The organism is Pseudomonas sp. LSJ-87, from assembly GCF_032971465.1.
Classification (GTDB): Bacteria; Pseudomonadota; Gammaproteobacteria; order Pseudomonadales; family Pseudomonadaceae; genus Aquipseudomonas; species Aquipseudomonas putida_Z.
Genome location: NZ_JAWJYQ010000040.1, coordinates 1 through 16,992, shown reverse-complemented (window position 1 = coordinate 16,992; position 16,992 = coordinate 1). Strand labels below are relative to the sequence as shown.

The 16,992-nt window shown below is 66.9% G+C and carries 6 protein-coding genes; 3 read left to right on the top strand and 3 right to left on the bottom strand.

The window, feature by feature from the left end; all coding sequences use genetic code 11:
* Nucleotides 1-38: 38 nt before the first annotated feature.
* Both RYH74_RS20860 and RYH74_RS20855 read right to left on the bottom strand, forming a co-directional pair.
* Nucleotides 39-323 carry a pyrimidine/purine nucleoside phosphorylase gene (locus RYH74_RS20860; RefSeq protein ID WP_033699336.1) on the bottom strand — a complete coding sequence of 95 codons (285 nt, stop codon included), beginning with the start codon at nucleotides 321-323 and terminating at the stop codon, nucleotides 39-41.
* A 74-nt stretch (nucleotides 324-397) separates the two neighbouring features.
* Nucleotides 398-949 (bottom strand): exonuclease domain-containing protein, encoded by a 552-nt coding sequence (locus RYH74_RS20855; protein ID WP_075045871.1) that lies wholly within the window; start codon nucleotides 947-949, stop codon nucleotides 398-400.
* Between the two features lie 172 nt (nucleotides 950-1,121).
* Between RYH74_RS20855 and RYH74_RS20850 the strand changes: the two genes are divergently transcribed.
* The gene (locus tag RYH74_RS20850) at nucleotides 1,122-1,922 is read left to right on the top strand and encodes a substrate-binding periplasmic protein (protein WP_137164482.1); all 801 of its coding nucleotides are present in this window, start codon (nucleotides 1,122-1,124) and stop codon (nucleotides 1,920-1,922) included.
* A 63-nt stretch (nucleotides 1,923-1,985) separates the two neighbouring features.
* Nucleotides 1,986-2,999 (top strand): GNAT family N-acetyltransferase, encoded by a 1,014-nt coding sequence (locus RYH74_RS20845; RefSeq protein ID WP_317410067.1) that lies wholly within the window; start codon nucleotides 1,986-1,988, stop codon nucleotides 2,997-2,999.
* A 134-nt stretch (nucleotides 3,000-3,133) separates the two neighbouring features.
* Here the strand turns inward: RYH74_RS20845 and RYH74_RS20840 are convergent, their stop codons facing one another.
* Complete coding sequence (locus RYH74_RS20840; RefSeq protein WP_015271130.1) at nucleotides 3,134-3,664, bottom strand: RNA polymerase factor sigma-70; 531 nt, start codon at nucleotides 3,662-3,664, stop codon at nucleotides 3,134-3,136.
* 317 nt (nucleotides 3,665-3,981) lie between these two features.
* Here RYH74_RS20840 and RYH74_RS20835 point away from each other — a divergent pair, with 317 nt between their 5' ends.
* Nucleotides 3,982-16,935: a non-ribosomal peptide synthetase gene (locus tag RYH74_RS20835; protein WP_317410066.1), complete on the top strand. Its 12,954-nt coding sequence runs from the start codon at nucleotides 3,982-3,984 to the stop codon at nucleotides 16,933-16,935.
* Nucleotides 16,936-16,992: the final 57 nt, after the last annotated feature.

The window sequence follows — 16,992 nt, the reverse complement described above, 5'->3', positions numbered from 1 at the left end:
GCGGGTTTACCCGCGAAGAGGCCGGTACAGGCTGCCGCTTAGTCACGGTACTCGCACAGGTAGGCAGTATCCACCGCCACCTTCAGCTGGAACTTGCTGTCGGCGGCCACATTGAACTTGTCACCGGCGTTGAAGGTTTCCCAGTTGTCGCTACCTGGCAGCTTCACGGTCAGGGCGCCGGAAACCACGTGCATGATCTCGCGCTTGGCAGTGCCGAACTCGTATTCGCCCGGGGCCATCACGCCGACAGTGGCCGGGCCTTCTTCGCCCGCGAATGCAATCGACTTGACGGTGCCGTTGAAGTACTCGTTGACCTGGAACATGGGCGACTCCTGAAAAGGGGGGATGAAAAAGGGCTGGCCAGTATGCCCAAGCCCACGGGCCCCGTCATCTGCTTTCAGGTAGCGTCCACCGGCAGGCTCAACGGCAGCAGCCGCGCGGTATTGCGCGCATCTTCCAGGGCCCGGTGCTGCTGCCCGCAAAAGTGCATGCCGGCCAGCTGCAGTGCACCGTTCAGCCCCGCGGGGCGCTGCAGGTGGCGGGCCTTGGCGAAGCGTTGCTTGAGGTTGATGTGCGGCAGGGTCCGCAGCAGGCTGTCCAGCCCATGCTGCTGCCACTCCTGGTGCAACTGCTGGCGGTCGTAGTCGCCCCAGCTGACCCAGGCCTGAAGCTGCCCGCGGTGGTGCCCGAGCCAGCGCTCGAAGCTTGCCCATACCTCGCGGAACGGTGCGGCACTGTCCACGCTGGCCTGGCTGATGTGGGTCAGCTCACGGCAGAACGGGGTCAGCTGCGGCCGCCGCCGGGGCTTCACGAAGCGCTGGAAGTGGTCGACCTCGCGGCCTTCGCGGGTAACCAGGCTTGCGCCGATTTCAATGACTTCCATCTCTGTGACCGGCCACCCACCATCGTCGGTGGTGGCTTCCAGGTCGATCACCAACCAATGGCCCATACCAGGCTCCCTTGCAGATCCTGCTAGAGCGTAGCCAAACTCAGGGCATCCGGCACCCCCTGGCAATTTGCCTGCGGCTTTGGCACAAAGGGCCACTAACCGGCAGTTGTGTCCGGCCCGGAAAACGCCTAGCTTAGGTGGACCCAGGCATGAACCGTGATGAGCATCCGTCTTGACTCCAGCGCCCGGCCTAAAGGCCCTGTCTTCCCTGATGCTGCTGGCCGTGTTCTGGCTGGCGGCGCCGGTATGGGCTGCCGATGCCGTCGAAGTGAGGATTGGCGCGGCGCATTTCCCACCGTACACGGTACGCCCCGAGCAGGGTGCCGACAGCGGCCTGCTGCCGCAGCTGGTCGACGCGCTAAACCGCACGCAGCAGCGCTACCACTTCGTCGTGGTGCCCACCTCCATCCAGCGGCGTTTTGGTGACCTCCAGCAAGGCCGCACCGACATGGCCATTTTCGAGAACCCGGCGTGGGGCTGGCAGCAGATTGCCCACCAGAGCGTGGACCTGGGCCTGGAAGATGCCGAGGTGTTCGTCGCCCGCAAGGCCAACGGCCGTGACCCGCATTACTTCGACGACCTGCACGGCAAGCGCCTGGCGCTGATCAACGGCTACCACTATGCGTTCGCCGGCTTCAACTCCGACCCGGACTACCTGCGCACCGCCTACAAAGCGACCCTGACCTATTCCCACGACAGCAACCTGCTGATGGTGCAGGCCGACCGCGCCGACATCGCCCTGGTCACGCGTTCCTATCTCAGCGATTTCCTGGAGCGCAACCCGGCCAGCCGGGACCAGTTGGTGTCCTCGCAGCGCATCGACCAGGTCTACCACCACTACGCCTTGCTGCGCCCGGGGGCGCCGATCGGCGAGCAGTCGTTCGCGGCGCTGCTGCGGGCCCTGCGCGACAGTGGCGAGCTGGCGCGCATCTTCGAGCCCTACCGCATCACGGTTTCGGCCCCACACGACTAAATTCCCGTGGTGCGGCAACGTTCTCAGCAGTGAGCCTTTTCTTCATTGCCGTGAGTCAAGCCCATGCCGTTCGATGCCGCTTCGCAGCCCCAGTCAGCGCCACGCTGGCGCAGCCTCAGTGCCGAGGAGGGCGACAGCTGGCTGAGCCTGTCCCTCGAAGGCCGCCCGCTGATCCAGTTGCGCCTGGAGGTGGGCGCCACCCTGCATGTTCACCTGGAGCGGCTGTGCCCCGAGCGCCCCTATCAGGCCTTGTGGGCCGCCTGTTATTGGCTGCTGGCCCGCGACACCGCCTGCCAGCGCCTGGCCTGGTACCTGCCCGAGGCGTTGCCCCAGGCATTGACCAGTGGCCTGCTGCTGGCCGGCGAGCAGCCTGGCCAATACCTGTGCGAGCGAGCGTTGTTCTGGCAGCTGCCACAGCCGTGGCTGGGCGAGTCGGTCAGCGTGGCATACCCGCAGCAAATGCAGATCAGCAACGGCAAGCGCCACCCACGCCGCGCGCCCAAGCCTCGTGGCGAGGTGTACCGGCGCTTCGATACGCGCCTGGGCAGTTGGGTGTCGCTGCGTACCTTGGAAATCGAACATGACCTGGAGCGCTTCAACCGCTGGCAGAACAACCCGCGGGTGGAGGCGTTCTGGCAGGAGGGTGGCACCCTTGCGCAGCATCACGAATACCTGGGCAAGCTCGAGGCCGACCCGCATGCCCTGACGCTGATCGGCTGCTTCGATGACCAGCCGTTTGCCTACTTCGAGGCGTACTGGGCCAAGGAAGACCGCATTGCGCCGTTCTACCCGGCCGATGACTACGACCGTGGCATCCACATGCTGGTGGGGGAGGAGAGCCACCGCGGGCCGCACAAGGTGGCCAGCTGGCTATCGGCGCTGGTGCACTACCTGTTCCTGGATGACCCGCGCACCCAGCGGGTGGTGGCCGAGCCGCGTGCCGACAACGGCAAGATGATCGGCTACATGCACGACCAGTGCTTCCATTGCGACAAGGAGTTCGACTTCCCGCACAAGCGCGCGGCGTTGATGATTCTGGGGCGGGAGCGGTTCTTCGATAAGTGTAAATTGGCTTGAGTGCCAGGGGGCCGCTGTGCGGCCCTGTGGGAGCGGGTTTACCCGCGAAGAATGCGACATGGTGCATGGCACCGGCTATGCCGGTGTTCGCGGGTAAACCCGCTCCCACACGTGCCCTCAGCAACCTTGAAGGTTCAGGCCTGCCGACTGGCCGTCTTGCGGCAATGTACCAGCGCATCGCGGATCATGAAGTTGACCAGTGTCGGCGACACTCCCAGCTCCTTGGCAATGTCCTTCTGCGGCACGCCATGCAGGCGGTACATCTCGAAGGCATAGCGGGTGCGCTGGGGCAGTTCGTTCAGCGCCTCGGCAATGTCATCCAGCGCGGCAAGGTTGATGTGGGTGGCTTCGGGGGAGGCGTTCTGCACGACTACGTTCAGGCCTTCCTCCTCGCTGCCGGAGTACTTCAACTCCATCGCCTGCTTGCGATAGTGGTCGATGGCCAGGTTGCGCACGATCTGGAACAGGTAGCTCAGCTGCGCCTTGAACGACGATGTGATCTGCGGGGCGGCGCTGAGCCGGAAAAAGGCGTCCTGCACCACATCTTCGGCGCGCGATCGGCAGCCGGTGATGCGGGCAGCGATCTTGACCAGGATGCTGCGGTTGTCGACGAAGGCCTGCAGTAATGGTGAATCGCACTTACTTGTGGATAGTTGTTCCGCCATGGAAATCACCTTGTCACAGAGGGGAAAGGACGCACCCAAATTTGGGAAGCTTCCTACGACGGGCGACAAGCTATTCAGAATGATAATGATTGTCAAATGCGAAATGTAATTGGTAACCGTGCATTTCGGTTCTAAGCCTGCGGCACCGGGCTTGCCCGCGAAAGGGCCTGCGTGATGCCCTTGCCGGTGCCATGGCACGCTAATTTCTCCCCCCGCCCATCCGTTCCCCTGTGTACACCTCAGGCCGCCACATGCCGCTGCGCCCACGTTCGCGCAGCAGCCGGCCCGCCCCAAACAGACACTGGCAGGAACACCCCATGACGGACGCCTTCGAACTCCCGCTCTCGCTGGTCCAGGCCCTGGCGCAACGCGCCGCACAGACCCCGGACAAAGTCGCCTTGCGCTTTCTGGCCGACGCTCCCGGCGAGCAGGCCGTGCTCAGCTACCGGGACCTCGATCAGCGTGCGCGCACCATCGCCGCTGCCTTGCAAACCCGGGCCAGCTTCGGCGACCGCGCGGTGCTGTTGTTCCCCAGCGGGCCAGACTATGTAGCGGCGTTTTTCGGCTGCCTGTATGCCGGCGTGATTGCGGTGCCGGCCTACCCGCCGGAGTCCGCGCGCCAGCACCACCAGCAGCGCTTGCTGTCGATCATCGACGACGCCGAGCCGCGCCTGCTGCTGACCGTCGCGGCCCTGCACGACAGCCTGCAAGGCCTGGAGGCCCTGGCGGCGGCCAACGCCCCCGAACTGCTGATGGTGGATAGCCTGGACCCAGCACTGGCTGCGAACTGGCGCGAGCCCGCACTCAAGGGTGATGACATCGCCTTCCTGCAGTACACCTCCGGCTCCACCGCACTGCCCAAGGGCGTGCAGGTCAGCCATGGCAACCTGGTGGCCAACGAACAACTGATCCGCCAAGGCTTTGGCATCGACCTCAACCCCGACGATGTGATCGTCAGCTGGCTGCCGCTGTACCACGACATGGGCCTGATCGGCGGCCTGCTGCAGCCGATCTTCAGCGGCGTGCCTTGTGTGCTGATGTCGCCGGGCTACTTCCTGGCCCGGCCGCTACGCTGGTTGCAGGCCATCAGCGAGTACGGCGGCACCATCAGCGGCGGCCCCGACTTCGCCTACCGGCTGTGCAGCGAGCGGGTCAGCGAGGCCTCCCTGGCCGGGCTCGACCTCAGCCGCTGGCGGGTGGCCTATTCCGGCTCCGAGCCGATCCGCCAGGACAGCCTGGCGGCCTTTGCCGACAAGTTCCAGGCCTGCGGCTTCGACCCGCAGAGCTTCTTCGCCAGCTACGGCCTGGCCGAGGCGACCCTGTTCGTCAGCGGCAGCCGCCGTGGCCAGGGCATCGCCGCGCTGGAGCTGGACGCCGAAGCCTTTGCCGACAACCGTGCGGAACCTGGCAAGGGCAGTGTGCTGATGAGCTGTGGCTACCCGCAGCCCGGGCATACCGTGCGCATTGTCGAACCACAACGCCTGCAGGTGCTGGGCGACAACCAGGTGGGCGAGATCTGGGCCGGTGGCCCGAGCATCGCCCTGGGCTACTGGCGCAACCCCGAGGCCAGCGCCCGCACCTTCGTCGAGATGGACGGCCAGACCTGGCTGCGTACCGGCGACCTGGGCTTTATGCGCGAAGGGGAAGTGTTCGTCACCGGGCGCCTGAAGGACATGCTGATCGTGCGCGGGCAGAACCTGTACCCGCAGGACCTGGAAAAGACCCTCGAGCGCGAAGTGGATGTGCTGCGCAAAGGCCGGGTGGCAGTGTTCGCCGTCGAGCAGCAAGGCGAGGAGGGCATTGGCGTGGCGGTGGAAATCAGCCGCAACGTGCAGAAGTCGATCAAGCCCCACGCGCTGATCAAGACCCTGCGTCAGGTGATCGCCGACGCCTGCCGCCAGGCCCCGGCCGTGGTCCTGCTGCTGAACCCCGGCGCACTGCCCAAGACCTCCAGCGGCAAGCTGCAGCGTTCTGCCTGCCGCCTGCGCATGGACGATGGCAGCCTGGACTGCTACGCCCGCTTCCCTGAGGTGAGCGAGCCCGTTGCCACGGATGCCGCTGGCGATGAGCTGCAGGCGCGCATCGCCGGTGTGTGGCGCGACATCCTCAAGGTCGAGGCGGTGGCGGCATACGACCACTTCCTGCTGCTGGGTGGCAACTCCATCGCCGCCACCCACGCCACCGCACGCCTGGCCGATGAATTGGGTATCGAGCTGGGCCTGCGCACCCTGTTCGAGGCGCCGATACTGGCTGACTACGCCAAGGCCGTGGCCGCGATCATCGCCGAAGGCGGTGGCCGGGTCGGCGCCATCGCTACCCTGGAACGCACCCAGGCGCTGCCCCAGTCGCTGGCGCAAAACCGCCTGTGGTTGCTGTGGCAGTTGGACCCGCAGTCGGCGGCCTACAACATTCCGGCCGGCCTGCAGTTGCGCGGCGAACTGGACGAAAACGCACTGGAAGCGGCCTTCCAGGCGCTGGTGGCGCGCCATGAATCGCTGCGTACCCTGTTTGCCGAAGAGAACGGCCAGGCCCTGCAGCGCATCCAGGCGCAGCAGCCGTTCGACCTTCGCCGCCTGGACCTCGAAGGCCAGGCCGCCGAACAAGTCGCCGCCCAGCGTGAAGCCGAAGCTCGCCAGCCGTTCGACCTGACCCGGGGGCCGTTGCTGCGGGTGACCCTGGCGCGCCTGGACGATGAACACCATCAACTGTGGGTGACCCTGCACCATATCGTCGCCGACGGCTGGTCGCTGAACATCCTGCTCGACGAATTCGCCAAACTGTACGCCGCCCATTGCCAGGGCCTCGAGGCCAGCCTGGCACCGCTGACCCTGGGTTATGCCGACTACGGCACCTGGCAGCGACAGTGGCTGGCCGCAGGCGAGGCCGAGCGTCAGCTGCAGTACTGGCAGGCGCGTCTGGGGGATGAACTGCCGGTGCTCGACCTGTGCACCGACCACCCGCGCACCAGCCAGCGCGACCACCGCGCCGCCCGCTTCAACCTCAAGGTACCGGCCAGGCTCACCGAAGCGCTCAAGGGCCTGGCCCGCGAACAGCAGGCCAGCCTGTTCATGGTACTGCTGGCCAGCTGGCAGGCGCTGTTGCACCGCTACAGTGGCCAGGCCGATATCCGTGTCGGCGCGCCCAACGCCAACCGCCCGCGCCTGGAAACCCAAGGCATGGTCGGCTTCTTCATCAACACCCAGGTACTGCGTGCGCAACTCGATGGCCGCCTGCCGTTCGACCAGTTGCTGGCCCAGGTGCGCCAGGCCACCCTGGATGCCCAAGCCAACCAGGACCTGCCGTTCGAGCAACTGCTCGAAGCCTTGCCCGAGGCTCGCGAGCAAGGCCTGTTCCAAGTCATGTTCAACCACCAGCAACGTGACCTGTCTGCCCTGCGCCGCCTGCCGGGCCTGCTGGCCGAAGAGCTGCCGTGGCACAGTCGCGAAGCCAAGTTCGACTTGCAGCTGCACAGTGAAGAAGACCACCAGGGCCGCCTGAGCCTGGCCTTCGACTATGCTGCCGAATTGTTCGATGCCAGCACCGTCAAGCGCCTGGCCCAGCACCTGCTGGCCCTGCTCGAGCAGGTGTGTGCCGGGCCGCAGCGGGCGCTGGGCGAGGTGCAATTGCTCGACGAGCCTGGCCGCGCGCAACTGCTGAGCTGGGGCGAGGCACCCGCTGCGGCGCCGCAGCGCCTGCTGGTCGAGCAGCTCAATGAGCAGGCACGCCTGACCCCGCAGCGCACCGCCCTGGTGTGGGACGGTGGCAGCCTGGATTACGCCGAGTTGCACCAGCAAGCCAACCGTCTGGCCCACTACCTGCGTGACAAAGGCGTCGGCCCCGACACCTGCGTGGCCATCGCCGTCGAGCGTTCGCCGCAGCTGCTGGTGGGCCTGCTGGCCATTCTCAAGGCCGGTGGTGCCTATGTGCCGCTGGACGTCGATTACCCGGCCGAGCGCCTGGCCTACATGCTCGCCGACTGCAACGCTGGCCTGTTGCTGAGCCACAGCAACCTGCTGGGCAAGCTGCCTCAGGTGGACGGCGTCAGCGCCATCGCCCTCGACCAGCTGCACCTGGACAGCTGGCCAAGCCATGCCCCCGGGTTGCACCTGCATGGCGACAACCTGGCCTATGTGATCTACACCTCCGGCTCCACCGGCCAGCCCAAGGGCGTGGGCAATACCCACGCGGCACTGGCCGAGCGCCTGCAATGGATGCAGGCCAGCTATGTGCTGGACGACAGCGACGTGCTGATGCAGAAGGCGCCGATCAGCTTCGACGTTTCGGTGTGGGAATGCTTCTGGCCACTGGTGACCGGTTGCAAGCTGGTGCTCGCCGGCCCTGGCGAGCACCGCGACCCGCAGCGCATCGCCGCGTTGGTGCAGGCCCATGGCGTGACCACGCTGCACTTCGTGCCGCCGCTGTTGCAGGTGTTCGTCCAGGAGCCGCAGGCGGGTGCCTGCAGCAGCCTGCGCCGGCTGTTCTCCGGTGGCGAAGCGCTGTCCGCGGCACTGCGTGACCGCGTGCTGCAGGTGCTGCCACAGGTGCAGTTGCACAACCGCTATGGCCCGACCGAAACCGCCATCAACGTCACCCACTGGCACTGCCAGGCCACCGATGGCGAACGCTCGCCAATCGGCCGCCCGCTGGGCAATGTGCTGTGCCGTGTGCTGGACGACGAGCTGGAACTGACCGCCCCCGGTGTACCGGGCGAGCTGTACCTTGGCGGTGCAGGCCTGGCCCGTGGCTACCTGGGCCGCCCGGGCCTCACCGCCGAGCGCTTCGTGCCCCAGGCTGACGGCAATGGCGAGCGCCTGTACCGCAGTGGCGACCGCGCCCGCTGGCAGGTGCAGAATGAGGCGCTGGAATACCTTGGCCGCCTCGATCAGCAGGTCAAGGTGCGTGGCTTCCGTGTCGAACCCGAGGAAGTCCAGGCCTGCCTGCTGGCGCAAGCGGGGGTCGAACAGGCGCTGGTGCTGATTCACAAGGATGCCGTAGGCGCGCAACTGGTCGGCTACTACAGTGGCAGTGCCCAGCCTGATGCATTGCTGACGGTGCTGGCTGAACAACTACCGGCCTACATGGTACCGGCACAACTCATCCCGCTGGCGCAGATGCCGCTGGGCCCCAGCGGCAAGGTCGACCGCAAGGCGTTGCCGGCCCCGGTGTGGCAGCAGCGGCAACACGTCGAGCCGCAAACCGAGTTGCAGCAGCAGGTCGCCGCCATCTGGCGCGAGGTGCTGAACTTGCCGCGCATCGGCCTGCAGGATGACTTCTTCGCCCTCGGCGGCCATTCGCTGCTGGCCACTCAAATTGTCTCGCGCACGCGTCAGGCCTGCGATGTCGAGCTGCCGCTCAAGGCCCTGTTCGACGCCAGCGAGCTGGGCGCCTTCTGTGCCGAGATCACGCGTATCCGCGCTGCCGGTGAGCGCAACCTGCAAGGTGCAATCGCCCGCGTCGACCGCCGCCAGGCGGTGCCGCTGTCGTACTCGCAGCAGCGCATGTGGTTCCTCTGGCAAATGGAGCCGGGCAGCCCGGCTTACAACGTCGGCGGCATGGCGCGCCTGCGCGGCACCCTGCATGTGGATGCCTTCGAGCGTGCGTTGCAGGCGCTGGTGGTGCGCCACGAAACCCTGCGCACCACCTTCCCCAGCATCGATGGCGTGCCGTATCAGTGCGTGGCCGACGACAGCAGCCTGCACCTCGACTGGCAAGACTTCAGCGCCTTGCCCGCTGATCTTCGCCAACAACGCCTGCAGCAACTGGCCGACGACCAGGCGCACCAGCCGTTCGACCTGGAGCGCGGCCCGCTGCTGCGTGCCTGCCTGGTCAAAGCCGAAGAGCGCGAGCATTTCTTCGTGCTGACCCTGCACCATATCGTCACCGAGGGCTGGGCCATGGACATCTTTGCCCGCGAACTGGGCGAGCTGTACGAGGCCTTCGTCGATGACCGCGAATCGCCGCTGGCGCCGCTGCCGGTGCAGTACCTGGACTACAGCGTGTGGCAACGGCAATGGCTGGAAAGCGGCGAGAGCGCCCGCCAGCTGGCCTACTGGCAGGCCCGCCTGGGCGATGAACACCCGGTACTGGCGCTGCCTGCCGACCGCCCGCGCCCGGCAGTGCAGAGCCACCGTGGCGAGCTGTACCGCTTCGAGCTCGACCCGGCGCTGGTCGCCCGCGTGCATGCTTTCAACAGCCAGCGCGGTCTGACCCTGTTCATGACCATGACTGCCACGCTGGCCGCCTTGCTGCACCGCTACAGCGGCCAGCGTGACCTGCGCATTGGCGCGCCGGTGGCCAACCGCATCCGCCCGGAAAGCGAAGGGCTGATTGGCGCGTTCCTCAACACCCAGGTGCTGCGTTGCGAGCTGGACGGCCAGATGAGTGCCGCACAGTTGCTGGAGCAGGTACGCCAGGTTGCCATCGAAGGCCAGTCGCACCAGGACCTGCCGTTCGACCAGCTGGTGGAAGCCCTGCAGCCACCGCGCAGCAGCGCCTACAACCCGCTGTTCCAGGTGATGTGCAACGTGCAGCGCTGGGCCTTCCAGCAAAGCCGCCAGCTTGCCGGCATGCAGGTGGATTACCTGGTCAACGACGCCAGCGCCACCAAGTTCGACCTGTACCTGGAGGTGACCGACCTCGACGGCCGCCTGGGTTGCTGCCTGACCTACAGCCGTGACCTGTTCGACGAGCCACGCATCGCACGCATGGCCGAGCACTGGCAGCAATTGCTGGCCGGCCTGCTCGACAACCCGCAACAGCGCCTGTGCGAGCTGCCGATGCTGAGCAGCGCCGAGCAGCAGGTGCTGGCGGGCCAGTTGCAGGGCGAGCAGGATCTCGCACTCGACCAGACCGTGCACGGCCTGTTCGCCGCCCAGGCTGCGCGCACGCCACACGCTGGCGCGTTGACCTTCGCTGGCCGGCACATGACCTATGCCGAACTCGACCAGCAGGCCAACCGCCTGGCCCGCGCCCTGCGCGAGCGTGGCGTCGGCCCGCAGGTGCGCGTGGGCCTGGCGCTGGAGCGTTCGCTGGAAATGGTCGTCGGCCTGCTGGCCATCCTCAAGGCCGGTGGCGCCTACGTGCCGCTCGACCCCGAATACCCGCTCGACCGCCTGCGCTACATGATCGAAGACAGCCGCATCGGCCTGCTGCTCAGCCAGCGCACGCTGCTGCAAACCCTGGGGCAGTTGCCCGAAGGCGTGGCGCGCTGGAGCCTGGAGGACGACAGCGCCAGCCTGTCGGCCTACAGCGATGCGCCGCTGGACAACCTCAACCTGCCGCAGCACCAGGCCTACCTGATCTACACCTCCGGTTCCACCGGCAAGCCCAAGGGCGTGGTAGTCAGCCACGGCGAGTTCGCCATGCATTGCCAGGCGGTGATCGACGCGTTCGGCATGCGCAGCGATGACTGCGAGCTGCACTTCTATTCGATCAATTTCGACGCCGCCAGCGAACGCCTGTGGGTGCCGCTGCTGTGTGGCGCCCGCGTGGTGCTGCGCGCCCAGGGGCAGTGGGGCGCCGAAGACATCTGCCAGCTGGTGCGCGAGCAGCAGGTGAGCATCCTCGGCTTCACGCCCAGCTACGGTAGCCAGTTGGCGCAGTACCTGGCCGGGCAGGGCGAACAGTTGCCAGTGCGCCTGGTCATTACCGGTGGTGAAGCGCTGACCGGCGAACACCTGCAGCGCATCCGCCAGGCCTTCGCGCCACAGCAGTTCTTCAACGCCTACGGGCCGACCGAAACCGTGGTCATGCCGCTGGCCTGCCTGGCACCACAGACACTGCCGGCGGAGTTGGGCAGCGTGCCGATCGGCCGCGTCATCGGTAGCCGCACGGCCTACATCCTCGACGAAGACCTTGCCCTGTTGCCGCAAGGCGGCATTGGCGAGCTGTATGTCGGCGGTGCCGGCCTGGCACAGGGTTACCACGACCGCCCGGGCCTTAGTGCCGAGCGCTTCGTCGCCGACCCGTTCGGCAGCGAAGGCGGGCGCTTGTATCGCACCGGTGACCTGGTGCGCCTGGGCAGCGATGGCCTGGTCGAGTACGTCGGCCGCGCCGACCAGCAGGTGAAGATTCGCGGTTTCCGTATCGAGCTGGGCGAAATCGAAAGCCGCCTGCAGGCGCATGCCGATGTCGACGAAGCTGTGGTGCTGGCCCTCGACCTGCCGGGCGGCAAGCAACTGGTGGGTTACCTGGTGTGCGGGCAGGCCGCTGCCGACAGCGAGGCCCAGGGCCTGCTGCGCGACGCGGTGAAAGCCGATGCCCGCCAGCACCTGCCGGACTACATGGTGCCGGCGCACCTGGTGCTGCTCGACAGCCTGCCGCTGATGGGCAACGGCAAGCTCGACCGCCGTGCGCTGCCGCTGCCGGACCTGGAGCAGGCACGCCAGCAGTACCAGGCGCCTGGCAACGAGGTGGAAGCGCAACTGGCGCAGATCTGGCGCGACGTGCTCAACGTTGCCCGGGTTGGCGTGCAGGACAACTTCTTCGAACTGGGCGGCGACTCGATCCTGTCTATCCAGGTAGTCAGCCGGGCTCGTCAGGCCGGCTTGCAGTTCACCCCGCGCGACCTGTTCCAGCATCAGACCATCCAGACCCTGGCCGCCATCGTTCAGCGCAGCGAAGCCGCCAGCAGCATCGAACAGGGCCAGCGCCAGGGCCAGGCCGGCCTCACGCCGATCCAGCACTGGTTCTTCGACAGTGAAGTGCCACAGCCGCAGCACTGGAACCAGGCTGTTCTGCTGGAGGCGCGCAAGCCGCTGGATGAGGGGATACTGGAGCGAGCCTTGGCCGCCCTGGTGCAGCACCACGACAGCCTGCGCCTGCGCTTTGGCATGGCCCAGGGCCGCTGGCAGGCCGAATATGCTTCGCCTGCCACCGGGCAATTGCTGTGGACAGCCACGGTCGCCGACTTCGCCGATTGCCAACCGCTGTACACCGACCTGCAACGCAGCCTCGACCTGGAACAGGGCCCACTGTTGCGCGCCTTGCTGGTTAATGACGGGCAGGGCGGCCAGCGCCTGTTACTGGCGATCCATCACCTGGTGGTCGATGGCGTGTCGTGGCGTGTGCTGCTGGAAGACCTGCAAGCGCTGTACCGTGGCCAACCGCTGCCGGCCAAGACCCACGCCATCGGCGACTGGGCCGCACGCCTGGCCAGCTATGCCGGCAGCGATTCGTTGCGCGACGAGCTGGGCTGGTGGCAAGGCCAGTTGGGGGGTGTGCGTCGTGAACTGCCATGCGATCACCCGCAGGGCGGCAACCTGCACCGCCACGCCCGTACCCTGGCCATCGGCCTGGATGTGGCGCAGACCCGGCAGTTGCTGCAGCAGGCCCCGGCGGCCTATCACACCCAGGTCAACGACCTGCTGCTGACCGCGCTGGCGCGTGCCCTGTGCCGCTGGAGCGGCGATGAAGAAGTGCTGGTACAGCTTGAAGGCCATGGCCGTGACGGGCTGTTCGAAGACATGGACCTGACCCGCAGCGTCGGCTGGTTCACCAACGCCTACCCGCTGAGCCTGCGCCCGCTGCCAGGCGAGGACGATGCGGCGCGGGCAGGCTCGATCAAGCGCATCAAGGAGCAGTTGCGCCAGGTGCCGCACAAAGGGCTGGGCTACGGCGTGCTGCGCTACTTGGCCGATACGGCAGGGCGCGAGCAGATGGCGGCCTTGCCGCAGGCACGCATCACCTTCAACTACCTGGGCCAGTTCGACCAGCAGTTCGACAGCACAGCCCTGTTCCAGCCGCTGGACGCCCCGGCCGGCCTGGCCCACGACCTCGATGCACCGCTGCCCAACTGGCTGAGTGTCGATGGCCAGGTGTATGGCGGCGCCCTGCAACTGCGCTGGACTTTCAGCACCGAACGCTACGACGAGCGGACCATCGCCAGCCTGGCCGAAGCCTATCGCCAGGAGCTGCTGGCGCTGGTCGAACATTGCCTGGCTGATGGCAACGGCAGTTTCACGCCATCGGACTTCCCGCTGGCGCACCTGACTCAGGCGCAGATCGACGCATTGCCGGTAGCGGCAGCGCAGATCGAGGACGTCTACCCGCTGACGCCGATGCAGGAGGGCATGCTGCTGCACACCCTGCTGGAACCAGGCACTGGCCTCTACTACATGCAGGACCGCTACCGCATCAACAGCGCGCTCGACCCCGAACGCTTCGCCCAGGCGTGGCAGGCGGTGGTGGCGCGCCACGAGGCGCTACGCGCATCGTTCAGCTGGAACACCGGCGAGGCGATGCTGCAGATCATCCACAAGCCGGGCAACACGCCGGTGGACTACCAGGACTGGCGTGGCCTCGACGACGACGCCCAGGAGCAGCGCCTGCAGGCCCTGCACAAGCAGGAGCGCGAGGCAGGTTTCGCCCTGCTCAGCGAGGCGCCGTTCCACCTGCGCCTGGTGCGTGTGGCCGACGAGCGCTACTGGTTCATGATGAGCAACCACCACATCCTCATCGATGCCTGGTGCCGTTCGCTGTTGATGAACGATTTCTTCGAGATCTACCAGGCCCTCGGCGAGGGGCGCCAGGCCCGCTTGCCGGTGCCACCGCGCTACCGCGACTACATCGGCTGGCTGCAACGCCAGGGCCTGGACGACGCGCGAGCCTGGTGGCAGGCCAACCTGGCCGGCTTCGAACGTGCCACCCCCATCCCCAGCGACCGCCCGCTGCGCCACGACCATGCCGGTAGCGGCATGATCGTCGGCGACTGCTATACGCGCCTGGCGGTGAGCGACGGCGTGTGCCTGCGCGAGCTGGCCCAGGCCCACCAGCTCACCGTCAACACCTTCGCCCAGGCGGCCTGGGCCCTGGTACTGGCGCGCTACAGTGGCGACCGCGACGTGGCCTTTGGCGTGACCGTGGCCGGGCGCCCGGTGAGCATGCCGCAGATGCAGCGTACCGTCGGCCTGTTCATCAACAGCGTCGCCCTGCGCGTGCAATTGCCGGTGGCGGGTGAGCGCTGCAGTGTGCGCCAGTGGTTGCAAGGCCTGCTGGAGCGCAACATGGAGCTGCGCGAGTATGAATACCTGCCGCTGGTGGCGATCCAGGAATGCAGCGAACTGCCCAAGGGCCAGCCGCTGTTCGACAGCCTGTTCGTGTTCGAGAACGCGCCGGTGGAAACTGCCGTGCTCGACCACGCCCAGCACCTGAATGCCAGCTCCGACTCGGGCCGTACCCACACCAACTTCCCGCTGACAGCGGTGTGCTACCCGGGCGATGACCTTGGCCTGCATCTGTCGTTCGACCAGCGCTACTTCGACTACCCGACCGTCGAGCGCCTGCTGGCCGAGTTCAAGCGCCTGCTGCTGGCGCTGGTGCAAGGCTTTGAAGGGGAGATGAGCGCACTGCCGTTGCTGGGCGCCGAAGAGCAGCGCTTCCTGCTGGAGGACTGCAACCGTACCGCGCGCGCCTATCCACTGGAACAGAGCTACATCGCGCAGTTCGAGGCGCAGGTGGCCGCACATCCGCAACGTACCGTGGCCCGCTGCCTGGACGCGTCCTACGACTACGCCGGCTTGAACCTGGCGGCCAACCGCCTGGGCCATGCCTTGATCGCGGCGGGTGTGAACGTGGACCAGCCGGTGGCACTGCTGGCCGAGCGTGGGCTACCGCTGCTGGGCATGATCGTCGGCAGCTTCAAGGCAGGCGCCGGCTACCTGCCACTGGACCCGGGCCTGCCGGCGGCGCGCCTGCAAAGCATCATCCAGCTCAGCCGTACACCCGTGCTGGTGTGCAGCGCGGCCTGTGCCGGGCAAGGGCGGCAGTTGCTGGGCGAGCTGGAGGCGGCGGTGCGGCCGCAGCTGCTGGTCTGGGAAGACATCCAGGCCAGCCCGGTGGCCAGCCACAACCCCGGCATTCACAGCGGGCCGGAGAACCTCGCCTATGTGATCTACACCTCAGGCTCCACCGGCTTGCCGAAGGGGGTGATGGTCGAGCAGCGCGGCATGCTCAACAACCAGCTGAGCAAGGTGCCGTACCTAGCGCTCGGCGAGCAGGACGTGATCGCCCAGACGGCCTCGCAGAGCTTCGACATTTCGGTGTGGCAGTTCCTTGCCGCGCCGCTGTTCGGCGCCCGGGTGGAGATCGTGCCGAACGCCATCGCCCATGACCCGCAGGGCCTGCTGGCGCATGTGCAGGCCACCGGCATCAGCGTGCTGGAGAGCGTGCCGTCGCTGATCCAGGGCATGCTGGCCAACGACCACCAGGCCCTCGATGGCCTGCGCTGGATGCTGCCGACCGGCGAAGCCATGCCACCGGAGCTGGCGGCGCAGTGGCTGCAGCGCTACCCGCAGATCGGCCTGGTCAATGCCTACGGCCCGGCGGAGTGCTCCGATGACGTGGCGTTCTTCCGCGTCGATGCCGCCTCGACCCGTGGCAGCTACCTGCCGATCGGCACGCCGACCGACAACAACCGCCTGTACCTGTTCGGCGAGGACCAGGCGCTGGTGCCACTGGGTGCGACAGGTGAGCTGTGCGTGGCCGGCACCGGCGTGGGCCGTGGCTATGTCGGCGACCCGGTGCGCACGGCGCTGGCGTTCATTCCCCATCCATATGGTGCGCCGGGCGAACGCCTGTACCGCACCGGCGACCTGGCGCGGCAGCGCCCGGGCGGGGTGCTGGAGTATGTCGGGCGCATCGACCATCAGGTGAAGATTCGCGGCTACCGCATCGAACTGGGTGAAATAGAAGCCCGCCTGCACGAACAGCCGGAGCTCCGCGACGCTGCCGTTGGCGTGCAGGAGGGCGTCAATGGCAAGCACCTGGTGGGTTACCTGGTGGCGCATCAGGGCGTTGCAGCCGACGCTGCGTTGCTGGAACAGCTCAAGCAGCGCCTGCGTGCCGAGTTGCCGGAGTACATGGTCCCACTGCACTGGGGCTGGTTCGACAGCCTGCCGCACAACGCCAACGGCAAGCTCGACCGCAAGGCCCTGCCGGCCATCGACATCGGTGGCCAGCACAGCCAGGCCTACCAAGCGCCGCGCAATGAGCTGGAAGAGGTACTGGCCGGTATCTGGGCGGATGTGCTCAAGGCCGAGCGGGTCGGGGTGCACGACAACTTCTTCGAGCTGGGCGGACATTCGCTGCTGGCCACCCATATCGCCTCGCGGGTGCAGAAGCAGCTGCAACTGAACGTGCCGCTGCGGGCGATGTTCGAGTGCAGCACGGTGGAGGAGCTGGCGGTGTATGTGCAGGGGCTGCAGGGCAGTGTGCTGGATGACGACAAGGTCGACCGGCTCAGTGACCTGATGGCCGAGCTGGAGGGGTTGTGACCTGAGCGGGTGAGGCCTGCACCGCCCCTGGATTGGTGCACAAAAGTTGAAATTGCT